This window comes from Pseudomonadota bacterium, from assembly GCA_039196715.1.
In the GTDB taxonomy this organism is placed as follows: Bacteria; Pseudomonadota; Gammaproteobacteria; order CALCKW01; family CALCKW01; genus CALCKW01.
Map to the genome: position 1 here is coordinate 1 of JBCCUP010000077.1, position 19995 is coordinate 19995.

The window sequence follows — 19995 nt, forward strand, 5'->3', positions numbered from 1 at the left end:
AGAGCAGCAAGACGTGGGGCCCACCCAGGGACGATGGCGAAGGTGGTGCGCATTGAGTTCCGTACCACTGCTATCGCCCAGTGTCGCTCACGCGACGACGGCGCTCCCACGTTCTGAAACAACACGCCACTTCACTGTGGGAGTCGCGTCGTTGCGACGCAAGACGTGGGGCCCGCCCAGGGGCGAAGGCGGTGGGTGGTACGCATTGAGTTCCGTACCACTGCTATCGCCCCGTGTCGCTTCGCGACGACGGCGCTCCCACGTTCTTGACAGCACAGCGATCTTTGTGGGAGTCGCGTCGTTGCGTCAGCAACACGCGGCGATGGCGGTGGGCACCGAGCCCGGTGACACTGCTATCCACGCCCAGGCCCCTTTTCGCGCCTGGGCGGCCCCCCCGTGTCACAGCACGACGACGGCGCTCCCACGTTCTTGACAGCACAGCGGTCTCTGTGGGAGCCGCGTCGTTGCGCAGCGAGACGTGGGGCCCGCCCAGGGGCGATGGCGGCGGACGCGGTTGCTGAAGCACGGGTCAAGATGCGCTAGGCTGTCGACAGGTCGACGTCCCGGCCTCCCCCCTCCATCGGGAAAGCAGACAACATGCTGGACACCCGCCACGACGATCGAACCACCCGTTCGAGCACCACGCACAAGGAGGGACTGCGGTACGCGCTCGCGTTGGAGGTTTGTTGCTGACTTTCTCTGTCCCCTTGTATGTCCTGAAACGCCGCGCCAAGGCCCACGCGCGCGCGCACGGCATCCCGTTGCACGCCGGGCTCGACCACATCGCACAAGGCGAAGGCTTTGCAGCCTGGAGCCACCTCGTGCAGGCAGCCGAGCGCACGCGCCCGGCGCGTACCCTGCTAGCGCGGTTGCACAACGGCGATTGCGTCCTGCTTGCCGCACGACCCGGCCAGGGCAAGACCCTGCTCGGCCTCGAGCTGCTGATCGAGGCCACCGCGGCCGGTCGCGGTGCGTGGTTTTTTTCCCTCGAATCCACACCTGCCGAAGTGGCTGGGCGCCTGCGCGCCCTCGGTGTCGACCCGACGGCGATGCAACCCGGGTTCCAGGTTGATTGCAGCGACGCGATCAGCGCCGAGTACCTGGTCGCGCAGCTTGCAGCGGCCCACGCCGGCACGGTGGTGGTGCTCGACTACCTCCAGATCCTCGACCAACCGCGCAGGCTGCCACCGCTGTCCGAGCAACTGCGCACGCTCTCCACCTTCTGTCGAGCACGCGGGCTGGTACTCGTCGCGCTGAGCCAGGTCGACCGCCACTACGACCACACGCGCGACGGTCTGCCAAGCGTACGCCACATCCGGCAACCGAATCCGATCGACCTCAGTCTGTTCCAGTCCGCGTGCTTTCTGCACGAGGGCAAACTGCAACACCGAGCAATCCACGGTTGACAGACAAACGAGGGTGGAGGGGCTTAGGCCAAGCGAAACCGCATTCGCCCCGTGGCGCTCACGCGACGACGGCGCTCCCACGTTCTTAACAGCACAGCGATCTCTGTGGGAGTTGCGTCGTTGCGCCAGCAAGACGTGGGGCCCGCCCAGGGGCGAAGGCGGCGGGTACTGAGCCCGGTGACACAGCTACACGCGCCCGCGCTCCTCTTCGCCCCGTGTCGCTCACGCGACGACGACGCTCCCACGTTCTCAAACAGCACAGAGGTCCCGGTAAGCGTCGCGTCGTTGCGTGCCGTCAGGGCCGTGGCCGCAGGGTGTCGCGTTCAACCAGGGTGCTGGTGAACAAGCGCGCTTCGGGGTAGCGCGTCGGATCATCGAGCATGGCAACAATCAGCTCGATCGAAGAGGCGACGATTTGCTGAATCGGCTGACGGATGGTCGTGAGGCTGATGTTTTCCCAGCGCGCCATCTCCATGTCGTTGAGGCCGATCAGCCCGATGTCGTCCGGCACCGCGAGACCGGCCTGCTGCACCGCGCTCAGCGCACCGATCGAGAGCACGTCATCCCCGCAGAAGTAGGCCTCGGCGGGTTTGCGTTTGAGCAGCCGCGCCATTTCGTCCCGCCCCGCGTCGAACGAGTAGTTCGAGGCGAAGGAGTGGCTGACCTGCATTTTCGCGTGCTGCTGCAACTCCGCCATGAAACCGTCGAAACGGTCCTGCGTGGAAGTCGCGGACTCCGGCCCGCCGAGAAAGGCCACGCGCTTGTAGCCACGGGCGACCAGTTCACGCGCCGCCATGCGACCGCACTCGACGTTGTCGATGCCGACGACATGCACCTGCGGCGTGCTCGAGTGGCGCCCGAAGGAGTGCACCACGGGCATGCCGGCGTCGCGAAAGGCCTGAGAGAAGGCCGGTGTGAGCGTCGAGGACGCCACCACCACGCCGTCGACCGAGTACTGGCGCAGCATGCGAACCGAGTTGGCCGGGTCCGTCTCGTCCGACAGGTTGACCAACAGGGGGCGAAGGCCACGTTCCTGCAGGCCGCGCGTGAAGCGGTCGAAGACCTCGAGAAAGATCGGGTTGTGGAAGTTGTTCGACACCAGGCCGATCAAGCGGGTGCGGCCGGTGGTCAGGCTGGATGCGAGCGCGTTCGGGGTGTAGCCAAGCTCGCGCGCCGCCTTCTCGACCTTGCGTCGCATCTTCTCGGACACCGACGCGCCGTCGGTGAAGGTGCGTGAGACCGCCGAGCGCGAGACACCCGCCCGCACGGCAACGTCCTTGAGCGTCACCGACACAGGGCGACCCCGCCGTCAGCCGGGCTCATCCGGGTTGTCCTGCTCCGACCATTCCAACACGAAGAGCTGGTAGGCCGCGTAAAGGCCCATGCCGGCAAACACGGCCCCCCAGAAGAGCGCCCCGCCGCTGAGTTCGTAGACAGCCCAAGCGAAACAGAAGCCAACCAACACGACCCGCCGCCAGACGGGCCTGAAGAACGGGATATGCAAGTCCGCCACTGTGTTTTCGCTGGCCTGTGTCAGGCCGCGCCTTCGTACTCCGGCGCGGTCTTCGCACCGGTGATGTAGGCGACAACATCCTGCCCGTCGGTGTCTTCCTTAGCGAGGTTCGCGACGATGCGCCCACGTCGGAACACGACAATGCGGTCCACCAGGTCCATGACCTGGCGCATGTTGTGGCTGATCAGGATCAGCGGCTCGCCGGCTTCCTTCAGCGTGCGGATGATGTTCTCGACCTGTGCGGTCTCCTGCACACCGAGCGCGGCCGTGGGTTCGTCCATGATGGTCAGTTTGGACGCAAAAGTCGCCGTGCGTGCAATCGCCACGCACTGACGCTGGCCACCTGACATGTTCTGGATGGTGTTGTTGATGTTCGGGATCTTGACCGCCGTCCGTTCGAGCCCGGCAATGGTGTCCTCGCGCATACCCTTGTAGTCGAGGATGCGGAACGGGCCGAGCCAGTCGAACCTGGTCTTCTCGCGACCGAGAAAGAGGTTGTCTGGCACGTCGAGGTCGTCGGCGAGCGCCAGCGTCTGAAACACCGTTTCGATGCCGGCTTCACGCGCATCAATCGGGCCGGCAAAGTGCACCTCCTCGCCGTCGAAGATGATCTGGCCACTGGTGCGTTGCTCGACGCCGGTGATCTGGCGCACGAAGGTCGATTTGCCCGCCCCGTTGTCGCCCATGATCGCCACGTGCTCGCCCTGACGCAGCACGAAGTTGGCGTCGTTCAGCGCGTGCACACCACCGTAGTGTTTGGTAAGGCCTTTGGTTTCGAGAATGATGTCGCTCATGTCCGTCTCCCTAGCTGCGTTTCATCGCGCGTTCTTGCCGCACCTTGTCGAGGACCACCGCACCAATGATGATCGCGCCCATCGCCATCAACTGGAAGTAGGCGTCGAGCTTGATGTAGGTGAAACCGGATTGAATCACCCCGAAGACCATCGCACCGAGCACCGTGCCAATGATCGAGCCCCGCCCGCCGGTGAGGCTGACGCCACCGATGACCGCCATGGCAATCGCGTACAACTCGTAGAAGATGCCCATGCCGGACTGCGCTGTGAGGTTCTTCGAACTCAGGATGATGGCCGCGAACGCCGCGAGCATCGACGCGATCATGTAGACGAGCACCTTGTGCCGTTGCACGTTGATGCCGGACATCCGCGCCGCGTCCTCGTTCGAGCCAATGGCGTAGGTGTGCTTGCCGTAGACCGTGTACTTCAGAATGAAGTGGAAGAGGATCGCGAGCCCGATGAACCAGTAGACCGGCATCATGCCCGACCCCAATGCCGCGTAGCTCTCGGTCGGGAAGGACACGGGTTTGCCGCGCGTCCAGGCCTGGGCGATACCGCGGCAGATCAGGAACATGCCAAGGGTGGCAATGAACGGGGGGATGCGGGTGTACGCGATCAGGCTGCCGTTGATCGCTCCGATGAAGGCGCCGAAACACAAGCCGACGATGACCGGAATGATCACCGGCAGGTCAAAGGCCCAGGCACCGAACACCGCTTTGGGGTTCGGGTTGCCGTTGACCAGCTCGGTCTGGGCGAAGGACATCACAATCATCGCGGCCGCGCCGACCAGTGGCCCGGATGACAGGTCGATCCCCCCGGAAATGATGACCTGCGTGACCCCGAGGGAAATGATCCCGATGATCGAGACCTGCAGGATGATGATGCGCAAGCGCGCTTCGTTGAAGATCGAGTCAAAGCGGCCGCGTGAATCGAACAGAAAACTCTGGTCGTTCATGTACGGCAGGGTCTGCCCGAGCACCTCGAACACCACGATGATGAGGATCAAGGCGAAGAAGATGTTCAGCTCGTTGGGCCACGAGCGCTTCTTCTCGTCGTATTTCAGTCCGCCGGTGCCGTGTGTGGTATCAGACATCGTGCTCTGTCCCCTGCGTTCGCTCTGCGAGTGCGCTCGTTGGATACGGTGAGAAAAAAAGTGGGCGGCACAGATGCGCCGCCCACGGTCCCGAGAGGGTCTTCAGCTCACAGGAAGTCAGCCACGTTCTCGGGGGTAACCAGCTTGAACGGGATGAAGACCGTCTTGTCGACCGCATCGCCGTTGGCCAGCTTGATCGCGGTGTCGATCGAACCCGCGCCCTGACCGGCGAGGTCCTGGAACACGGTCACGTCCATCTCACCGGCCTGCATGGCAACCAGTGCGTCGGGTGTCGCGTCAACGCCACCGACGACCACGTCGTCCATGGAGATGCCCGCGGCCTTCATCGCCTGGATGGCGCCAATCGCCATTTCATCGTTGTTGCCGAAGACCGCGTCGAACTCCTCGCCGGAGGAGATCCAGTTGGTCATGAGGTCCTGCGCTTCGTCACGTGACCAGTTGGCGGTCTGCTCGTCGATCAGCGTGATGAAGTTGCACATGTCCATGCCGATCACGTCGTGGAAGTCCTTGGAGCGCTGCACCGCCGCCTGGTTGGACAGCTGCCCCATCAGCATGTACGCCTTGGCGCCGCCCGACTTGCCCTGAGCGCGCAGGTCCTGACACATGCGGAAGGCCGCGAGCGTGCCGGACTCGATCTCGTTGGACGCCACGAAGGCCTGGCCCTCGGGCAGCGTGTCCATGTTGATCGGCTGGCGGTTCACGTAGACCAGCGGCACACCGGCAGACGCCGCTGCCTGGCTCATCGCCTCGGTCGCGTTGGTGTCGACCGCGTTGACGATGATGGCGTCGACGCCGGAAGCGATGAAGTTGTTGATCTGGTCGAGCTGGCGGGCCACGTCGTCCTGCGCGTCTTCCATGACCAGGTCGACACCGTCGAGGGTCTCGACGTGCGAGGTCATGCCGTTGCGCATGATGGTCAGGCCGTTGTCGTCAAAACGTGCGACGGACACGCCGAGCGTTGTGGCCATCAGCGCACTGGACAAGGGCGCGGTCAGCAGCGCCGCAACACCGGCGGCAATAAGCGATTTTTTCATCTGTACTCTCCAAATGGTTGTGTCCGGCACACAATTGCCTAAACCGGAATTCGTGCCCCGCAGGGCGTTTTATCTCACCCGCTCGGTTACGCGGCCGAGGCCGCGACACCCTTGCGCATGCAGTGAAAGCTGTTCGTGAGCGCCGTCGCCGGCGCTGTCAGGGCGTGCACGGTGGGCGCAAAGGCCTCCACCGACACCGGGCCGGCAAAGCCGGCCGCATCGAGTTGGGCGAGCTGCTCGCGGTTGCCGAGCACGTCGTCGGCGTCGACCAGCACGCGGTGCGCGTCGCTCATGTCGGCGCGTGCCAGCCCGGGCTCGGCCACCCCCGAGACGTGCACCACCGCGGTGTGCTCGGCGAACACCGCCGGCTCGGACGCGAGGTGGTGGTGGAAGGTATCGTGGACCAGCTTGTACCGCGCGCCCAAGCCGAGCGCCTCGATGGCCTCGACCGCCTCGCGCTTGTAACGAAGCGACGACTGAACGAAGCCGAGCGGTTCGACAAACCCGAATACGTCGTGACGCGCCAGCACCGGTGCAAACCGCGCCAGTGCCGCAGACAGCGCGCGCTGGCGCTCGCCGTCCTCACAGCCGACACCGTCGTTTCGGGGGATCAGCGCAACGCCGCGCGCGCCGGCGGCGGCGGCCTGCTCGGCCAGCGTGCAGAGTGACTCAAAGGCCCGATCAGACCCGTCGTTGAAGGCCGAGACCTCGGCCACGGTGACGATGTCGACCCCGGCGTCGGACGCGATCTGCCCGGCAGCCGACGCATCCAGACCGTCGAAGAGCGGCGCGCCGAGGTCGTTGCGCACCTCCACGCCCTCGCACCCGAGCTCGGCCGCCAGCGCAACCAGCGCGCGGAACGACAGCGTCGGGACAGTCATGTGGTTGATCAAGAAGGGTCGCACCAAATCGCCTCTTTGAGCGCAAATCTGCACAGAACTACACGATTTGCCTGCGATTATGCGAGGGGCTCGCACCCGTTGCAAGCACTTTTTGCAACCGGTTGCATTGTCTTTCGAACTCTTAAAGCGGGCAAAGAGAGGGGGAATCCGCGGCCGTCACAACCCCGAATCACGCGGCGTATGACCGGTTCATATCGGCGCAATCCACACGTTGGCTACACCATTACGCACTGCGGGCGATACCAGTGAAGAGAGCGATACACCGAAGAAACGCCTTTTAAGTTTGCATACAAACGAGATTCCAGAATGAAAAGTCCTCGTGTTGCCCTGCTGTTGCCCTCCACATCACTCGGGGGTGCAGAGCGAATGATAATTCGCATCGCAAATGATCTTCACACGCACGGCGTCGACACACACATTCTGTTGCTCAACGACACAGGCGTGCTGACAAGCACCATTGAGCCTGGTGTCACAGTGCACGCCGTCGACGTCGCTCGAGCTCGGCATGTCCCCGTCGCCTTGTTGAAAATTTTGCGGAAGCTCGCTCCAGATACCGTGTTTTCCTCCCACACGCGCTTGAACTTCATCTCTCTGACGATCAAGCCCTTCTTGAAAGGCCAAACGCGCGTCGTGATTCGCGAGCCATCGACCCCGTTCGAGGATATGGCGGTTCAGAACACCGAGCGTGTCTACACACCGCTGTACAAATTGCTGTATCCCAAAGCCGATGCCCTGATTTGCCAGTCACATGGCATGGTGAGTGACTTTCGGGCTTTGTTGGGCCGCGACTTGGACAGTGTCGTCCAAATCTACAATCCCTCGCCCGCTCCCATGGTCGACGCACAAAAGTGCGACCTTGCGACACCTTACTCACGTGACGCAGTGATCCAACTTCTGACCTGTGGGAGTCTGACTCACAGAAAGGGCTACGACGTGTTGCTCGACGCACTCGAGTCCTTCAGATCGCGCGGCTTCGACTTCCAGCTCACTCTGTTGGGTGACGGCCCAGAGCGATCTGCGCTGGAATCGCAGGTGGCGCGCTTGGACCTCCAAGACCACGTGCATTTCAAGGGGCAAACCCTCGACAACATGCCATGGTATCTCCACGCGGATCTGTTCATTCAACCGTCACGCAGTGAAGGGTTTCCCAACACGGTGGTGGAAGCACTGACGTGTGGGACCGTTGTGGTGGCCTCTGATTGCCCTGGTGGTATTCGGGAACTTGTGCGAGATGGCGAGAACGGTGTGTTATTCGCCACTGAGGACCCGCTGTCTCTGGCCCAGGCACTTGCTGATACGGTGGCGTCGCTTCACCGCTTCCCACCGGAGGTGCTGCGTAACAGTGTGTCCCACCTCCAACCCGCGTCCGTGTTCGCCGAGTTTCGCCGCACGATACTGGGTGAGACAACAGACGCTGCAGCAGGCACCCCGATACTCAAGGCGTCCTAGGCACAACCAGCCAACGTGGCGATGCCGTAACCCCCGTTGGCGCTTACCTCGCCCACGCTTGATGCAGCGAGCCGTGTAGACTGCGGCCTCACCCGTTCGCACCCTGCTGCAGACGCAGCAGCCTGGAATATGCCTCAACAACGCGTCGCCCTCTTGCTGCCGTCCACGTCGCTCGGTGGTGCAGAGCGCATGGTCATACGTATCGGCAACAACCTCAGCCAAAACGAGGTCGACTCACACATCTTGTTGTTGCAAGACACAGGCGTTTTGTCTGGCGAGATCTCCGACGCAGTCACCGTGCACAGCTTGGCTGTTGCGCGCGCCAGAAAGGCGCCACTGGCGTTGGTGTCTGCGCTTCGACACCTGCGACCTGATGCGATCTTTTCGACTCACGCACGGTTGAACTTCATGTCAGTCGCACTGCGCCCATTCCTCAGATCGAAGCCTCGAATTGTGTTGCGCGAGGCCGCAAACCCCATAACAGACATGCGATTTCAGAACACAAGTCACACGTACACGCCACTCTACAAGTGGCTTTACCCTCGAGCTGACACACTGATTTGCCAATCGACGCAAATGGTCCAGGACTTTGACAAACTCATGGGTCGGCGCTTGCCAAATATTGTTCAAATTTACAACCCCGCTCAGCGCAAGCTGCTCGCAGCGAGTCCGACCGAGGTATCCTCTCCGTTCAAGCAAGACGGTGGCTTCCAACTGTTGACGTGCGGCAGCCTCACACGTCGAAAGGGCTACGACGTGCTGCTGGACGCACTGAAGCGAGTGATGGACGACGGACTCAATGTCCAGTTAACAATGCTGGGTGACGGCCCAGAGCGCGATGCGTTACAGTCGCAGGCCGCCTCTTTGGGCATCCTCGACCGTGTGCATTTCAAGGGCCGCACGCTGAATACCTCACCCTACTACCTCCACGCAGACGTTTTTCTGCAACCCTCACGCGTGGAGGGGCTGCCCAACACGGTGATAGAGGCGTTGGCATGCGGCACCCCGGTCGTGGCCTCAAATTGTCCAGGTGGAACGCGAGAGCTGGTGCGCAACACGCAAAACGGCGCCCTCTTCGAGAGCGAGGACGTCGACGCACTTGCGGTCGCGTTGAGCAACACATTGGCAGAGCTCGATCGATACACGCCTCAAGCCGTGCGCGATACGATTGCACACCTGCGACCTGACACGGTCTTTGCGCAACTGAGAGCCGCCATCCTCGGGCACCAACACACGCCTTAGCTGGCAAGCCCGCCACAGAACCGCACCACGCGCTCGCAGCCCTCGACGATCTCGTCGTCGGAGACCGTGAACGACAGCCGCACGCAGTGCCCGATGGTGTCGCTGAACGCCGCCCCACCGAGTACGGAGACACCGGTCTCACGGTAGAGCGCCCAGCTGAAATCGTGGCCGTTCATGCCGGTGCCGCTGACATCGACTACCAGAAACATGCCGGCTTCGGCGGGCAACACACGCAACGCCGGCGCGCGCTGGAGGGTGGCGGTTGCGAGGTCGCGCCGACGACGGTAGAGCTCACGCATCGCGTCAGGTGCATCGCGGCTGCCGGTCAGGGCCTCGGTCGCGGCCGCCTGCGTGAAGCCGGGCGCACCGTACAACATGCACAACGCCAGGTTGGCGGCGTGCTCGGCGATGCTGTCGGGGCCGATCATCCAACCGAGACGCCAACCCGTCATCGCGTGGCTCTTCGAGACGCTGCTCAGCGTGATGGTGCGCTCCGCCATGCCCGCGAGGCTCGCGGTGGGGATGTGGGGTTGCTCAAAGGTCAGGGTGCCATAGACCTCGTCGGACACCACCCAGAGGTCGTGCGCGCGCGCAATGTCGGCGAGCCCCTCGAGCTCGTCGCGGGTGTAGACGATGCCGGTGGGGTTGCAGGGGTTGGCAAAAAACAGCGCGCGGGTGTCCGGCCGGACACTGGCGGCCACGGCGTCGACGTCCGGGCGCAGCGCGATGCCGTCCTTTGGCGGCACGCGCGTCAGCTCGGCGCCGGTCACGCCGATCGCCGCGTCGTACGTCACGTACTGCGGATCGATCGAGATCGCGTGGCTGCCCGGGTCGAGCAACACCTGGGCTGCGGCAAACAACGCGTTCTGCGTGCCGGCAAACACCGCCACCTGCTCGGCCCGGGTCGCCGGCCCGCCCAGGCTCTCGAACTGCGCCGCGATGGCACGGCGCAACTCGGGGCGGCCGACTACCGAGGTGTAGTGGGTGTCACCGGCCCGCAGCGCGGCGACAGCGGCGTCGACAATGGCGACCGGGGTGTCGAAATCGGGGTCGCCGACGCTCATGATGATCACGTCTTCACCCGCGGCCTTGGCCTGGCGGGACGCGGTCAGGATGTCCCAGGCCGCAGCCCCTTCCCCGGCAATCGCCGCGGTACGCTTGGCATAGGCCGGCATCAGTGCACCCCCCTGACATCGATCAGCACACCGGTGCCTGAACGCACCGCTGTGTCGATGGCATCGACAAGACCGTCGGTGCCGTCGAGTGACACCGCGTGCAGCCCGTAGGCCGACGCCACCGCCGCGAAGTCGGGGGCACTGACCGCGCAACTGCTCGCCTCGACGCCAATCGACGTCATGTAGGATTCGATCTCACCAAAGCCGTTGTTGTTCCAGACCACGACAACCACCGGCACGCCGTTGTCGGCCAGGGTGCCGAGTTCGCCGAGGCAGAACTGCAAGCCGCCGTCACCGGTCAGCGCGAGCACCGGCGCCTCTGTATTGCCAAGCTTGGCGCCAATTGCCGCCGGTAAGGCGTAGCCGAGTGTGCCGTACCCCCCCGACGACTGAAAGCGCATACCGGCGTTGCCCGGCGCGAACGCCGTGCTGCACGCATAGACCGGCTGTGCCGAGTCACCCACCACGATCAACTCGGGCACCGCGTCGCGCAGCGTGTCGAACAGCCTGATCATCTCCCGGTAGGCGTCAGACTGTTCGGCCAGCGCCGCCGCCCGCACCGCCTCGACACGCTGGTACACCGCCGGTGCCATGCTCGCGGCCGGCAGCGCGTCGTCGAGCCGCCGCAGCGCATCCGCCGCGTCACCGCAACAGGCGACGTGGGCAACGTAGTTGGTGTGCAACTGCATCGGGTCGACGTCGATGCGCACCAGCCGGCCGAAGTCGTGGGCGACTCCGGTGTCGTACATGTCGAAGTCGGTCGGTCCCAGCTCGCTGCCGGCCACCAGGGTGACGTCGGCGGCCGCGATCAACCCGCGCACCGCCGCACAACTCGGCGAGGCGTTCACCACCAGCGGGTGCCGCGCAGGCACCCTGTCCGACGCCGCCAGCGTGGTCACCAGCGGGCACTGCAGCTTTTCCGCCAGCGACAACGCCGATGCCGCGCCGTCACGGCCGCCGCCGCCGAGCACCACCACCGGCTGGGTCGCCGAGACCACCGCGTCCAGCGCGTTGGAGAGGCTCTGCTCGTCGACCACCGGCGGCGTCTGAGGCAGCCGCGCCATGACCGGTGGCAGGGCATCCACGTCAGCGCGCATCAAGTCGATCGGGATGTCGATGTGCACCGGGCCGGGCCGGGCGCTCTCGAACACGCTCCAGGCGCGCTGCAGCACCTCGGGCACCTGCGACACGTCCGAGACGGTGTGGCTGAACACCGCGAGCTCACGGCCGAAGCCGTGTTGGTCGGGCATCTCGTGCAACTGGCCGCGGCGCATCGCCAGGCCCCGACGCGGCAGGGTGCTCGAGATCACCAACATCGGCACCGACGCCGCGCGCGCCTGCAGCATTGCCGTCGCAATGTTCGACAGGCCCGGCCCGGTGATCACGAAACACACGCCGGGCTTCCCGCGCGTGCGTGCGTACCCGTCGGCCATGAAACCGGCAGCCTGCTCGTGTCGCGGGGTGACGTGGCGAATCGCACGGCCGGCCAAGCCGCGGTAGAGCTCGGCGTTGTGCACGCCGGGGATGCCGAACACCGTGTCGACCTGCCACGCTTCGAGGGTCGCAATGACGTATTCACCGAGGTTCATGGAGCGCCTTCTCAATCGGGTTGCGTACGGTAGCGCGGGTGTTCCCTGCCGCGCATGGACCGTTCAGGTCAAGGTGGTCAGGCAGCCGAGCGCCTCGTCGGCCCGGTCCGCGGGGACGAAGACGTGGTCGTGGTAGCGCGCCGCCACCACGTTCGCGGGTATGCCGGACTCGCCCAACCGGGTTGCGATGGCAGCGGTCAGGCCGACCGCGTCGAGGCTCGAGTGCACGCGCAGACTGATCATGCGGAAGACGCCGTCAAAGACCAGATCCGCCGACACCGCGGACGCCTTGGGCACGATCAACGACAGCCCCTCGTCCTCGCGGCAGGCGGCAATCGGCCGCAACGCAGCGCCGTCGCCGTACTCGCCGTCGATCGTCACGAACACGAACTCACCCGGCAGCAGCTCCGGCGTCAGGGTTGCAATCAGTGTGTCGAGGTCGGTGATGCCGCTCACGGTGCCACCACAACGTCCACAGCGGCAAACTGCCGGACGTCAACGAGACCCTGATCGGACAAGCGCAACTCCGGAATCACCACCAGCGCAAGCAGGCTGTGCTGCATGTAGGCGTTGTTCAGCGTGCAGCCGCAGGCGACCATGGCCTGCACCAGCTGTTGTGCCTTGTCAGCCACGATGTCGGAACGCTCGTCGGACATCAGACCCGCAATCGGCAACTCGACCAGGGCGCGCTGCTCGCCACCGGCAAACACCACCACGCCACCGCCAACCTCGCTCAGGCGGTTGGCGGCGAGCGCCATATCTGACTTGTTGGTGCCCACCACCAGCAGGTGGTGGCAGTCGTGCGCGACGGTGGAGGCAACGGCGCAGTCGGTGTCGTAGCCAAAGCCCGAGACCAGCGCGTTCTGCACCGCACCGGTGCCGCGGTGACGCTCGACCAGCGCGATGTGGCAGATGTCCTGTGTGCGGTCGGCAGACACGACACCGTCCGTCACCGGCACCTCGGCCTCCAGGGCCCGGGTCGGCGCCTGGTTCTCGATGACGCCGATGACCCGGGCGCGGACCGTCTCGGCCCCGGCGGGCGCCGCGAGATCGAAGTCCGACGCCGACACGGGTCGGCCGGTGCGCACGGTGTCGCGCGCGCTCGCGGGGTAGGTGAAGGTGGGCAGAGTCACGGTGATCCCGCCCCGCTCGGCGACCGTGTCCCCGCGCGCGATGACCTGTTCGATCGGCAGGGTCGGCAGGTCCGAGGTGAGGATCGCGTCGGCCCGCCGCCCGGGTGTGATCGACCCGAGTTCGCGTTCCAGGCCGAAGTGCTGTGCGGTGTTGAGTGTGGCCATCTGGATGGCGGTGATCGGCTTGAGGCCCTGCGCGATGGCGTGCCGCACCACGCGGTTCATGTGGCCGTCGTTGACCAGCGTGCCACTGTGGCTGTCGTCGGTACACAGCACGAAATGCCGAGGGTCGAGGCCGGATTCCGTCACGGCCTTGATCTGCTCCGCGACGTCGTACCAAGCCGAGCCGAGTCGCAGCATCGCACGCATGCCCTGGCGCACGCGCGCGATGGCGTCCTCGGCGCGGGTGCCCTCGTGGTCGTCGGCCGGCCCACCGGCGGCGTAGGCCTGAAACGCCCGCCCGACGTCAGGCGAGGCGTAGTGACCGCCCACCGTCTTGCCGGCCTGTTGGGTCGCTGCAATCTCACCGAGTAGGGTCGGATCCGCCGCGGCCACACCGGGGAAATTCATCATTTCCCCGAGCCCGATGATGTTCGGCCAGTGCATCGCCTCGGCCACCTCGGCCACGCCGATCGACGCACCGGCCTGCTCCAACCCGGGCGCCGACGGCACACAACTCGGCATCTGCACGAACACGTTGATCGGCAGCCCCATGGCTTCATCGTGCATCAGCCGCACGCCGTCCAGCCCGAGCACGTTGCCGATTTCGTGCGGGTCGATGAACATGCTGGTCGTGCCGTGGGGGATCACGGCGCGGGCGAACTCGGTGACGGTAACCATGCCGCTCTCGACGTGCATGTGCGCGTCGCAGAGCCCGGGGACAACGTACCGTCCCTCGGCTTCGATCAGCCGGGTCTGATCGCCCACGGTGTGGTCGAGTGACGGCCCGATCGCGGCAAAGCGCCCGGCCGCGATCGCGAAGTCGGTGTGTGCGAGGATTTCGCCCGAGTGGACATTGACCCACCGACCGTTGCGAATGAGGGTGTCGGCCGGTGCACGCCCGGCAGCGACGTCGACCAAACGCGCCGCAACGTCAGACCATGCTTGCATTTCAGTGCTCCGCTGAATCGACCACCCAGGGTGACAGTGTACGCGGTTAACCGAGCACGGGCGATGCAACCGAAGCCGGGTATCACCGACAGTGAGCGGAATGGCGCCCCCCGACAACGCCGCGTGATGCGCCCGTGTCGAGGGCACCTGCTGTCACGGCACCTCGGCGTGCTTTGCAACGTTCCAATAGGCATCCAGCTCCGCCAGACTGTGCGCTTCCATCGGCCGACCGCTCGCCGCCGCCTGCGCTTCAACCGCGCGAAAACGGCGCTCGAACTTCTGGCAGGTGTCTCGCGCCGCCTGCTCGGGGTCACACTTGAGGTGTCTGGCGAGGTTGGCGGTGGCGAACAGCAGGTCGCCGAGCTCGGCCCGGACCCGGTCCGTCGGCGCACCGGCGGCGATCTCGGCATCGAGTTCGTCGAGCTCTTCGCGTACCTTGGCCAACACCGGGGCGAGCGTGTCCCAGTCGAAACCGACCCGCGCAGCGCGCTTTTGCAACTTGACCGCCCGCTGCAACGCAGGCAGCGCCTTCGCAACGCCAGCGAGCACTGACGCATCGCCCTCAGCCTTGTCGGCGCGCTCGGCTGCCTTGATCGCCTCCCAGTTCCGGTGGACGTCGTCGGCGGTGTCGGCCTGCACCGAGCCGAAGATGTGCGGGTGGCGACGCTCGAGCTTGTCGCTGATGGTGGTGACGACGTCATCGAACGCAAAGTGCCCAGCCTCCTCGGCCATGCGCGCGTGGAAGACCACCTGCAGCAGCAGGTCGCCAAGCTCGTCCTGGAGGTCCGCCATGCTGTCGCGCTCGATCGCGTCGAGTACCTCGTAGGCTTCTTCCAGCGTGAACGGGGCGATGGTCGCGAAGCTCTGCGCGATGTCCCATGGACAACCGGTCTCCGGGTCGCGCAACGCGGCCATGAGGCCCAACAGTCGCTCAATCGGGCGCCGCGGCTCGTCCATCAGGGACGCAGAACGATTTTCGGCGCAGCGACCACACCTGCGGCGATGTCATCACAGGCCTGGCCGCCGTCGGCCAATGCACGCTGCTCGGTCCAATCCAGCTTGCCTAGCTCGCCGGCAAAGAGCGCGGCACAGGTGGCCCGAAAATCGGCCATCGTGTAGGTGTACGTGCCGATGAAGGTGATCTCGTGCAGGGTCATCCGCCTGATGTCGAGCCCGTCCGTCGCTTCCCCGAGACCGATGTGGGCGATCACGCCACCGGGACGCGCGGCTGCCGTGGCCGTCGCGCGCGTCGCAGCGTAACCAACGCCGTCAATGATCAGTTGAAAGCCGTTGTCGAGGTTTTCTTCCCGCGGGTCCACCACCGTGAAGCCAGCCGACGCGACAGCGGGGTGCCTGAGCGGGTTGGTCTCTGCGACAACCACCTCCGGCACACCCCGCGCGCGCAAACACAAGGCGGCGCCCAAACCGATGGCACCGCCGCCGAGCACCAGTGCCCGTGTTTGGGTGTGGTCCTGCTGCAGCGCGCCGATGGCCCGGTCGACCGCGTGCCAGCCGCAGGCGATGGGCTCGGCCAGCGCAGCACGTTCACTCGAGACATGGTCCGGCACGACAACCAGGTTGCCGATGGGCATCGCGACCTGCTCAGCAAAGGCCCCCTCACGCGGTGGCATGGAGATGATCTGGCGTGCTTCGCAGAGGTTGTCCTGGCCGCGCAGAGACCATTCACACTGACCGCAGGTCACCAGGGGGTTGACGGTGACACGCTGGCCATCAAGTGCACCGCCACGCACCGTGCCGGCGGCTTCATGGCCGAGAATCAGCGGTGCGGGCCGACGGGCGTCGTGTCCCGCCCAGGCGTGCATGTCCGACCCGCAGATACCCACGGCTTCGACCTCCACCAGGGCGCAGCCGTCGTCGACGACCGGGTCGTCGACGGTCTGGTACTCGAGCGTCTTCACGCCGGTGTAGACAAGTGCCTTCACGGTGGTTTCCTCTGGGTCAACACGGGATCAGCGAACGATACAGCACCCCTGCAGCTTGCCCAACCTTCGCCAGGGCGGCCTGGGACCCTGTGCGTTCGGGGCGTCACTCAAACGCCGACGAAGGCACATATCGATGTGCATTGGCCAACGGCGACGCTCCTCCGTGCGACACTCTGTTTTTGCCACACCATCACATCTGACGCCATGAACCGACGCACCATGTTGACGCTGAGCACACTGACCTTGACCGCCCTCTACGCCAGCCCGACCCGTGCATCCGACCGACTCCACACGGTCGGCATGTGGACCGAGGGCGCACATAAGTTTTTCGATCCGGCGTTCATTCGGGCACAGGTGGGCGATGTCATTCGCTTCATCAATATCTCCGGCCACCACAACACCGAGTCGATCGGAGGCATGCTGCCCGACGGTGTGTCACCCTGGAACAGTGCGCTGGACGCCACATTTGACCTCACGCTGACTCACCAGGGTGTCTATGGCTACAAGTGCACGCCCCACTACGAGAAAGCGATGGTGGGGCTGATCGTGGTGGGTGATGCGTCCGTGAACGCCGAGCGCGCGCGCGCAGTTGTTCACCCAGAGGCGGCGCAGGCCGCGTTCGACGGATTGTTCAGTCGACTGTGAACGCGGACGGGCGCGCAGCGCTCTGCGCCCTTCGACCGTCAGTGCGAGGCGCCGAGACGCTGAATCTCGTCCCGCAAGGGGTCGAGCCGCGCCTCACCGACCGGGTGGGTTGAGAGGTAGCCGAAGGCACCGAGGTCGGTGTCGCCCTGCAAGCGGTCCAACATGCGCACCATCGCGCGCGGGTCGCGGTTGCCCCGGTGCAACGCCCGAACGGCGTAGAGGTCGGCCTCGGTCTCGAAGCCACGCGAGTACTGCGTTTGCAGCAGGATCGCAGGGGCCGCGAGCACCAGCGCGCCGAGCCCCGACGCGTCGCCGGTCAGGCTGTAGACCAGGGTGGTCAGCGCACTGGCCCGCAGGATGGCCTGCAAACCGTGACGCCGCTCCACATGGGCAATCTCGTGGTGCAACACCGCAGCGACGTGGTCGAGCGAGTCGGCGAGCCCGATCAGGTCATCCGTCACGAAGATCGTGCCGTCGGGCAAGGCAAAGGCATTGCTGCCAAAGTGATCGCTTTTGACGATCCGCAGCCGGTAGCTGAACTCGCTGTCTGCGGGCGTCAGGGACGAAAACAGCGCCTGCACGGCCACCTGTTTGCGCTCGGGTAGCGCGGAGGGGTCGAACTCGGACTCGAACGCGTCCGCAATCCCACTGCCCAGGCGTTCGACCACGCTGACGGGCAGCGCGTGTGCCACGCGTTCGCTGATGGCAGGCAAACCGTACGCAAAGAACAGCCAACCGATAGCCACCAGCGCCACCACGGCCGAGGCCGCGAACCGCCAATGCGATTCAAGCGCATGCAACGGCGAGCGCGACGCACAGAAACGCCGCTCTATGGCGTCAATCGCGTCGTTGTCTTCGGTTTCAAAACTCGACCCGTCAGGCAGTTCGAGGAAGCGCCGGGTGTTGCCGATGCGGCTGCTGTACGACAAGCCCGACGCCGCACCGACGACCACGTTGTCGACCACGACAACGCCTCTGGGGTCGACCGTCAGCAGGGCCGCCGCACGTTTGGAGCGTCCCGCCTGCTGCAACCAGCCGCGGACTTCGATCACAGGCCAATGCCGAGATCGAACACCTCGCCGAGCTCCTCGCCCGTGGCACTGCTGTCACGCTCGGCCTGGGCCACGTAGCCGTCCAGGGACGTCACGCTGACCAGGGTCAGGACGCCGGCCAGGTAGCGTGCCGTGCGAACGCGTGCCCAGGGGTAGGCCAACCCCAGAGTCAGGACGATCGCGAGGTAGTTGACGAGGTAGATGCGGGCGAGGACCAACACCTCGGCGCCCGCAGTGAGCTGCACGTCGGGGTTCACGCGCACGTGGTTGTACACAAGGTTGAACCCGCGGGCCTTGAAGGACGCCATGACGAACGCGGCCATGGCAATGCCGAGGCCGGCCATGCCCACACCGGCCAGCGAGTTGAGCGGCGTGCGAAAGGTGGTCGCTGCACCCGATCGGGCCTCCTGGCCGGTGAAGTAGGTGATCGCAAAGAAACCACCGAACACCACAACCGTGGCGACCAGGTACAGCAGCCCGTTCACCAGGTAGTACCCGTAGAACCGCCGTGTCGTCGTCGCAAGGGAAAACACCGCATCGCCGTAGCGCGCCTGCCCCACCGCGTACTGCGTGCCGCGTGTCACGAAGAGGGGGTAGAGCACCAAATACACGAGTGGCCCGAACGCACTGAGCGCGATGTTCAAGGCGCTCGGCTCCAAATCGGCGCCGGGCTGCACCACCGCACCGAGCGACACCAACGCGGCAATCAGGAAGGATGGGGGGCCGTACACACGGTACGCAAGCCCGAGGTCCGAGACCAGGTGAAAACGCAAGCCGCGGTACTCGGTGTTCGCGTAGTTGAAGGCGTGTGAGCGCATGATGGCCCAGGGGGCGATCAGCGCCAGCAGGAACGCGAGCGGCGCCACCGTGAGCGGAAAGAACTGCTGGGCGGCGAAGTACACCACCAGGGCACACACCGCGATCAGCCGCCCCTTGAGGATGTTGACCGGGTTGGCCGTGTAGCGAAACGCCGCCGAGTCCAGCAGGGTGTTGCCGTAGAAGTACTGGCGTGTTCGCACTTTCGCCCAGGGCGAATACAGGCCCAGAGTCAGGAGCGTCAGAGCCAGATTGACCGACGCAATCTTGAAGTACTCGAGTCCGACACCCTGAAACGAAAACGGGTAGCGGTTGGCCTCGCCGACAGCAGGTGCGGCTGTCGTGTGATCGCTGTTGCCCATTGCGGTGTCCTTCACGGCCGGTGGATACAGAGTATCAGCGGTCGTCTCTGCGAAAAATCCAACCGATCTAAGCAAACATGGTCCGTTTTGATCAGACAGGACGGGCGCACACCGTGTGTCTGCATCGACGCCAAGCACAGCGAATGTCGGCGGAGGACACTGCTTCGTCCCGGACTTGCACACGCTCGTGCACGTGGGATCCGAACCCAGCGTGTGCCAACATGCCGCAGCAACGCGCGACGCGAGATCCCCATGCACTCAATCCGAGCCGCCACGACACACGACATCGGCGCCATTCAGGCACTGCACCGCACGGCCTTCGGTGACGCGGAAGGCCCGGTCATCGCCGATCTGGTCGCGCGCTTGTCAGCCGACCCGAGCGCGGCACCGGTGCACGCGTGGGTAGCCACCGACGCGGGCGCGGTGCTCGGCCACGTGCTGTTCACGGCCGTTCGTGTCGAGCCACACCCCACACGGCGCGCCGCCATCCTCTGCCCGCTTGCCGTCGCGCCGGAGCGCCACATGACCGGTATCGGCAGTGCGCTGGTCGAGCACGGCCTCGGCACCCTGGCCGACGCCGGCGTCGACCTGGTGTTCGTCCTCGGCGACCCGCGCTACTACGGCCGCTTCGGGGTCTAGGCCGAGCACGGCGGCGCGGCGCCCAAACCGCTGCCCAACCCCAAACCCAGGCAGGTGCGCTCGCTCACAGGCACGCC

Annotated in this window: 19 protein-coding genes; 5 read left to right on the top strand and 14 right to left on the bottom strand. The window is 65.2% G+C overall.

Annotated features, from left to right (window positions below; genetic code table 11):
• The first annotated feature begins 686 nt into the window (after positions 1 to 686).
• Positions 687 to 1406, top strand: coding sequence for a DNA helicase (locus AAGA11_19085; GenBank protein MEM9604975.1), 720 nt, complete (start codon positions 687 to 689; stop codon positions 1404 to 1406).
• Positions 1407 to 1701: 295 nt separating this feature from the next.
• Here the strand turns inward: AAGA11_19085 and AAGA11_19090 are convergent, their stop codons facing one another.
• The 6 genes from AAGA11_19090 to AAGA11_19115 form a co-directional block, all read right to left on the bottom strand.
• Complete coding sequence (locus AAGA11_19090; protein ID MEM9604976.1) at positions 1702 to 2700, bottom strand: LacI family DNA-binding transcriptional regulator; 999 nt, start codon at positions 2698 to 2700, stop codon at positions 1702 to 1704.
• Between the two features lie 15 nt (positions 2701 to 2715).
• Entirely contained in the window at positions 2716 to 2919 is a 204-nt protein-coding gene (locus AAGA11_19095) for a DUF3329 domain-containing protein (GenBank protein MEM9604977.1), read from the bottom strand.
• Between the two features lie 20 nt (positions 2920 to 2939).
• Entirely contained in the window at positions 2940 to 3713 is a 774-nt protein-coding gene (locus AAGA11_19100) for an ATP-binding cassette domain-containing protein (GenBank protein MEM9604978.1), read from the bottom strand.
• A gap of 10 nt (positions 3714 to 3723) precedes the next feature.
• The gene (locus AAGA11_19105; GenBank protein MEM9604979.1) at positions 3724 to 4806 is read right to left on the bottom strand and encodes an ABC transporter permease; all 1083 of its coding nucleotides are present in this window, start codon (positions 4804 to 4806) and stop codon (positions 3724 to 3726) included.
• Between the two features lie 107 nt (positions 4807 to 4913).
• Complete coding sequence (locus tag AAGA11_19110; protein MEM9604980.1) at positions 4914 to 5861, bottom strand: sugar ABC transporter substrate-binding protein; 948 nt, start codon at positions 5859 to 5861, stop codon at positions 4914 to 4916.
• 86 nt (positions 5862 to 5947) lie between these two features.
• Complete coding sequence (locus AAGA11_19115; GenBank protein MEM9604981.1) at positions 5948 to 6766, bottom strand: TIM barrel protein; 819 nt, start codon at positions 6764 to 6766, stop codon at positions 5948 to 5950.
• 303 nt (positions 6767 to 7069) lie between these two features.
• Here AAGA11_19115 and AAGA11_19120 point away from each other — a divergent pair, with 303 nt between their 5' ends.
• Together AAGA11_19120 and AAGA11_19125 are read left to right on the top strand one after the other, a co-directional pair.
• Complete coding sequence (locus AAGA11_19120; GenBank protein MEM9604982.1) at positions 7070 to 8212, top strand: glycosyltransferase; 1143 nt, start codon at positions 7070 to 7072, stop codon at positions 8210 to 8212.
• A 129-nt stretch (positions 8213 to 8341) separates the two neighbouring features.
• Positions 8342 to 9454 carry a glycosyltransferase gene (locus AAGA11_19125; GenBank protein MEM9604983.1) on the top strand — a complete coding sequence of 371 codons (1113 nt, stop codon included), beginning with the start codon at positions 8342 to 8344 and terminating at the stop codon, positions 9452 to 9454.
• Here the strand turns inward: AAGA11_19125 and AAGA11_19130 are convergent.
• From AAGA11_19130 to AAGA11_19155, 6 genes are all read right to left on the bottom strand, one after another.
• Complete coding sequence (locus tag AAGA11_19130) at positions 9451 to 10629, bottom strand: aminotransferase class I/II-fold pyridoxal phosphate-dependent enzyme (protein ID MEM9604984.1); 1179 nt, start codon at positions 10627 to 10629, stop codon at positions 9451 to 9453. The two genes, AAGA11_19125 and AAGA11_19130, sit on opposite strands and share 4 nt — an antisense overlap.
• Positions 10629 to 12218 carry a 5-guanidino-2-oxopentanoate decarboxylase gene (locus AAGA11_19135; protein MEM9604985.1) on the bottom strand — a complete coding sequence of 530 codons (1590 nt, stop codon included), beginning with the start codon at positions 12216 to 12218 and terminating at the stop codon, positions 10629 to 10631. Before AAGA11_19135 ends, AAGA11_19130 begins: the two co-directional genes overlap by 1 nt.
• Before the next feature lie 63 nt (positions 12219 to 12281).
• The gene (locus AAGA11_19140) at positions 12282 to 12674 is read right to left on the bottom strand and encodes an ACT domain-containing protein (GenBank protein MEM9604986.1); all 393 of its coding nucleotides are present in this window, start codon (positions 12672 to 12674) and stop codon (positions 12282 to 12284) included.
• Positions 12671 to 14461 carry an adenine deaminase gene (gene ade, locus AAGA11_19145; GenBank protein MEM9604987.1) on the bottom strand — a complete coding sequence of 597 codons (1791 nt, stop codon included), beginning with the start codon at positions 14459 to 14461 and terminating at the stop codon, positions 12671 to 12673. Before ade ends, AAGA11_19140 begins: the two co-directional genes overlap by 4 nt.
• 153 nt (positions 14462 to 14614) lie before the next feature.
• On the bottom strand, positions 14615 to 15418 hold the full coding sequence (mazG, locus tag AAGA11_19150) for a nucleoside triphosphate pyrophosphohydrolase (protein ID MEM9604988.1): 804 nt from the start codon (positions 15416 to 15418) through the stop codon (positions 14615 to 14617).
• Positions 15418 to 16404: an alcohol dehydrogenase catalytic domain-containing protein gene (locus AAGA11_19155; GenBank protein MEM9604989.1), complete on the bottom strand. Its 987-nt coding sequence runs from the start codon at positions 16402 to 16404 to the stop codon at positions 15418 to 15420. Before AAGA11_19155 ends, mazG begins: the two co-directional genes overlap by 1 nt.
• Before the next feature lie 204 nt (positions 16405 to 16608).
• Between AAGA11_19155 and AAGA11_19160 the strand changes: the two genes are divergently transcribed.
• Complete coding sequence (locus tag AAGA11_19160) at positions 16609 to 17049, top strand: pseudoazurin (GenBank protein MEM9604990.1); 441 nt, start codon at positions 16609 to 16611, stop codon at positions 17047 to 17049.
• Between the two features lie 38 nt (positions 17050 to 17087).
• Here AAGA11_19160 and AAGA11_19165 read toward each other — a convergent pair whose 3' ends face one another.
• Together AAGA11_19165 and AAGA11_19170 are read right to left on the bottom strand one after the other, a co-directional pair.
• Complete coding sequence (locus AAGA11_19165; GenBank protein ID MEM9604991.1) at positions 17088 to 18101, bottom strand: M48 family metallopeptidase; 1014 nt, start codon at positions 18099 to 18101, stop codon at positions 17088 to 17090.
• Positions 18098 to 19294 (bottom strand): YjgN family protein, encoded by a 1197-nt coding sequence (locus AAGA11_19170; GenBank protein MEM9604992.1) that lies wholly within the window; start codon positions 19292 to 19294, stop codon positions 18098 to 18100. The genes AAGA11_19165 and AAGA11_19170 overlap by 4 nt, the downstream gene beginning before the upstream one ends.
• A gap of 237 nt (positions 19295 to 19531) precedes the next feature.
• Between AAGA11_19170 and AAGA11_19175 the strand changes: the two genes are divergently transcribed.
• Positions 19532 to 19918 (top strand): N-acetyltransferase, encoded by a 387-nt coding sequence (locus AAGA11_19175; GenBank protein ID MEM9604993.1) that lies wholly within the window; start codon positions 19532 to 19534, stop codon positions 19916 to 19918.
• Positions 19919 to 19995: the final 77 nt, after the last annotated feature.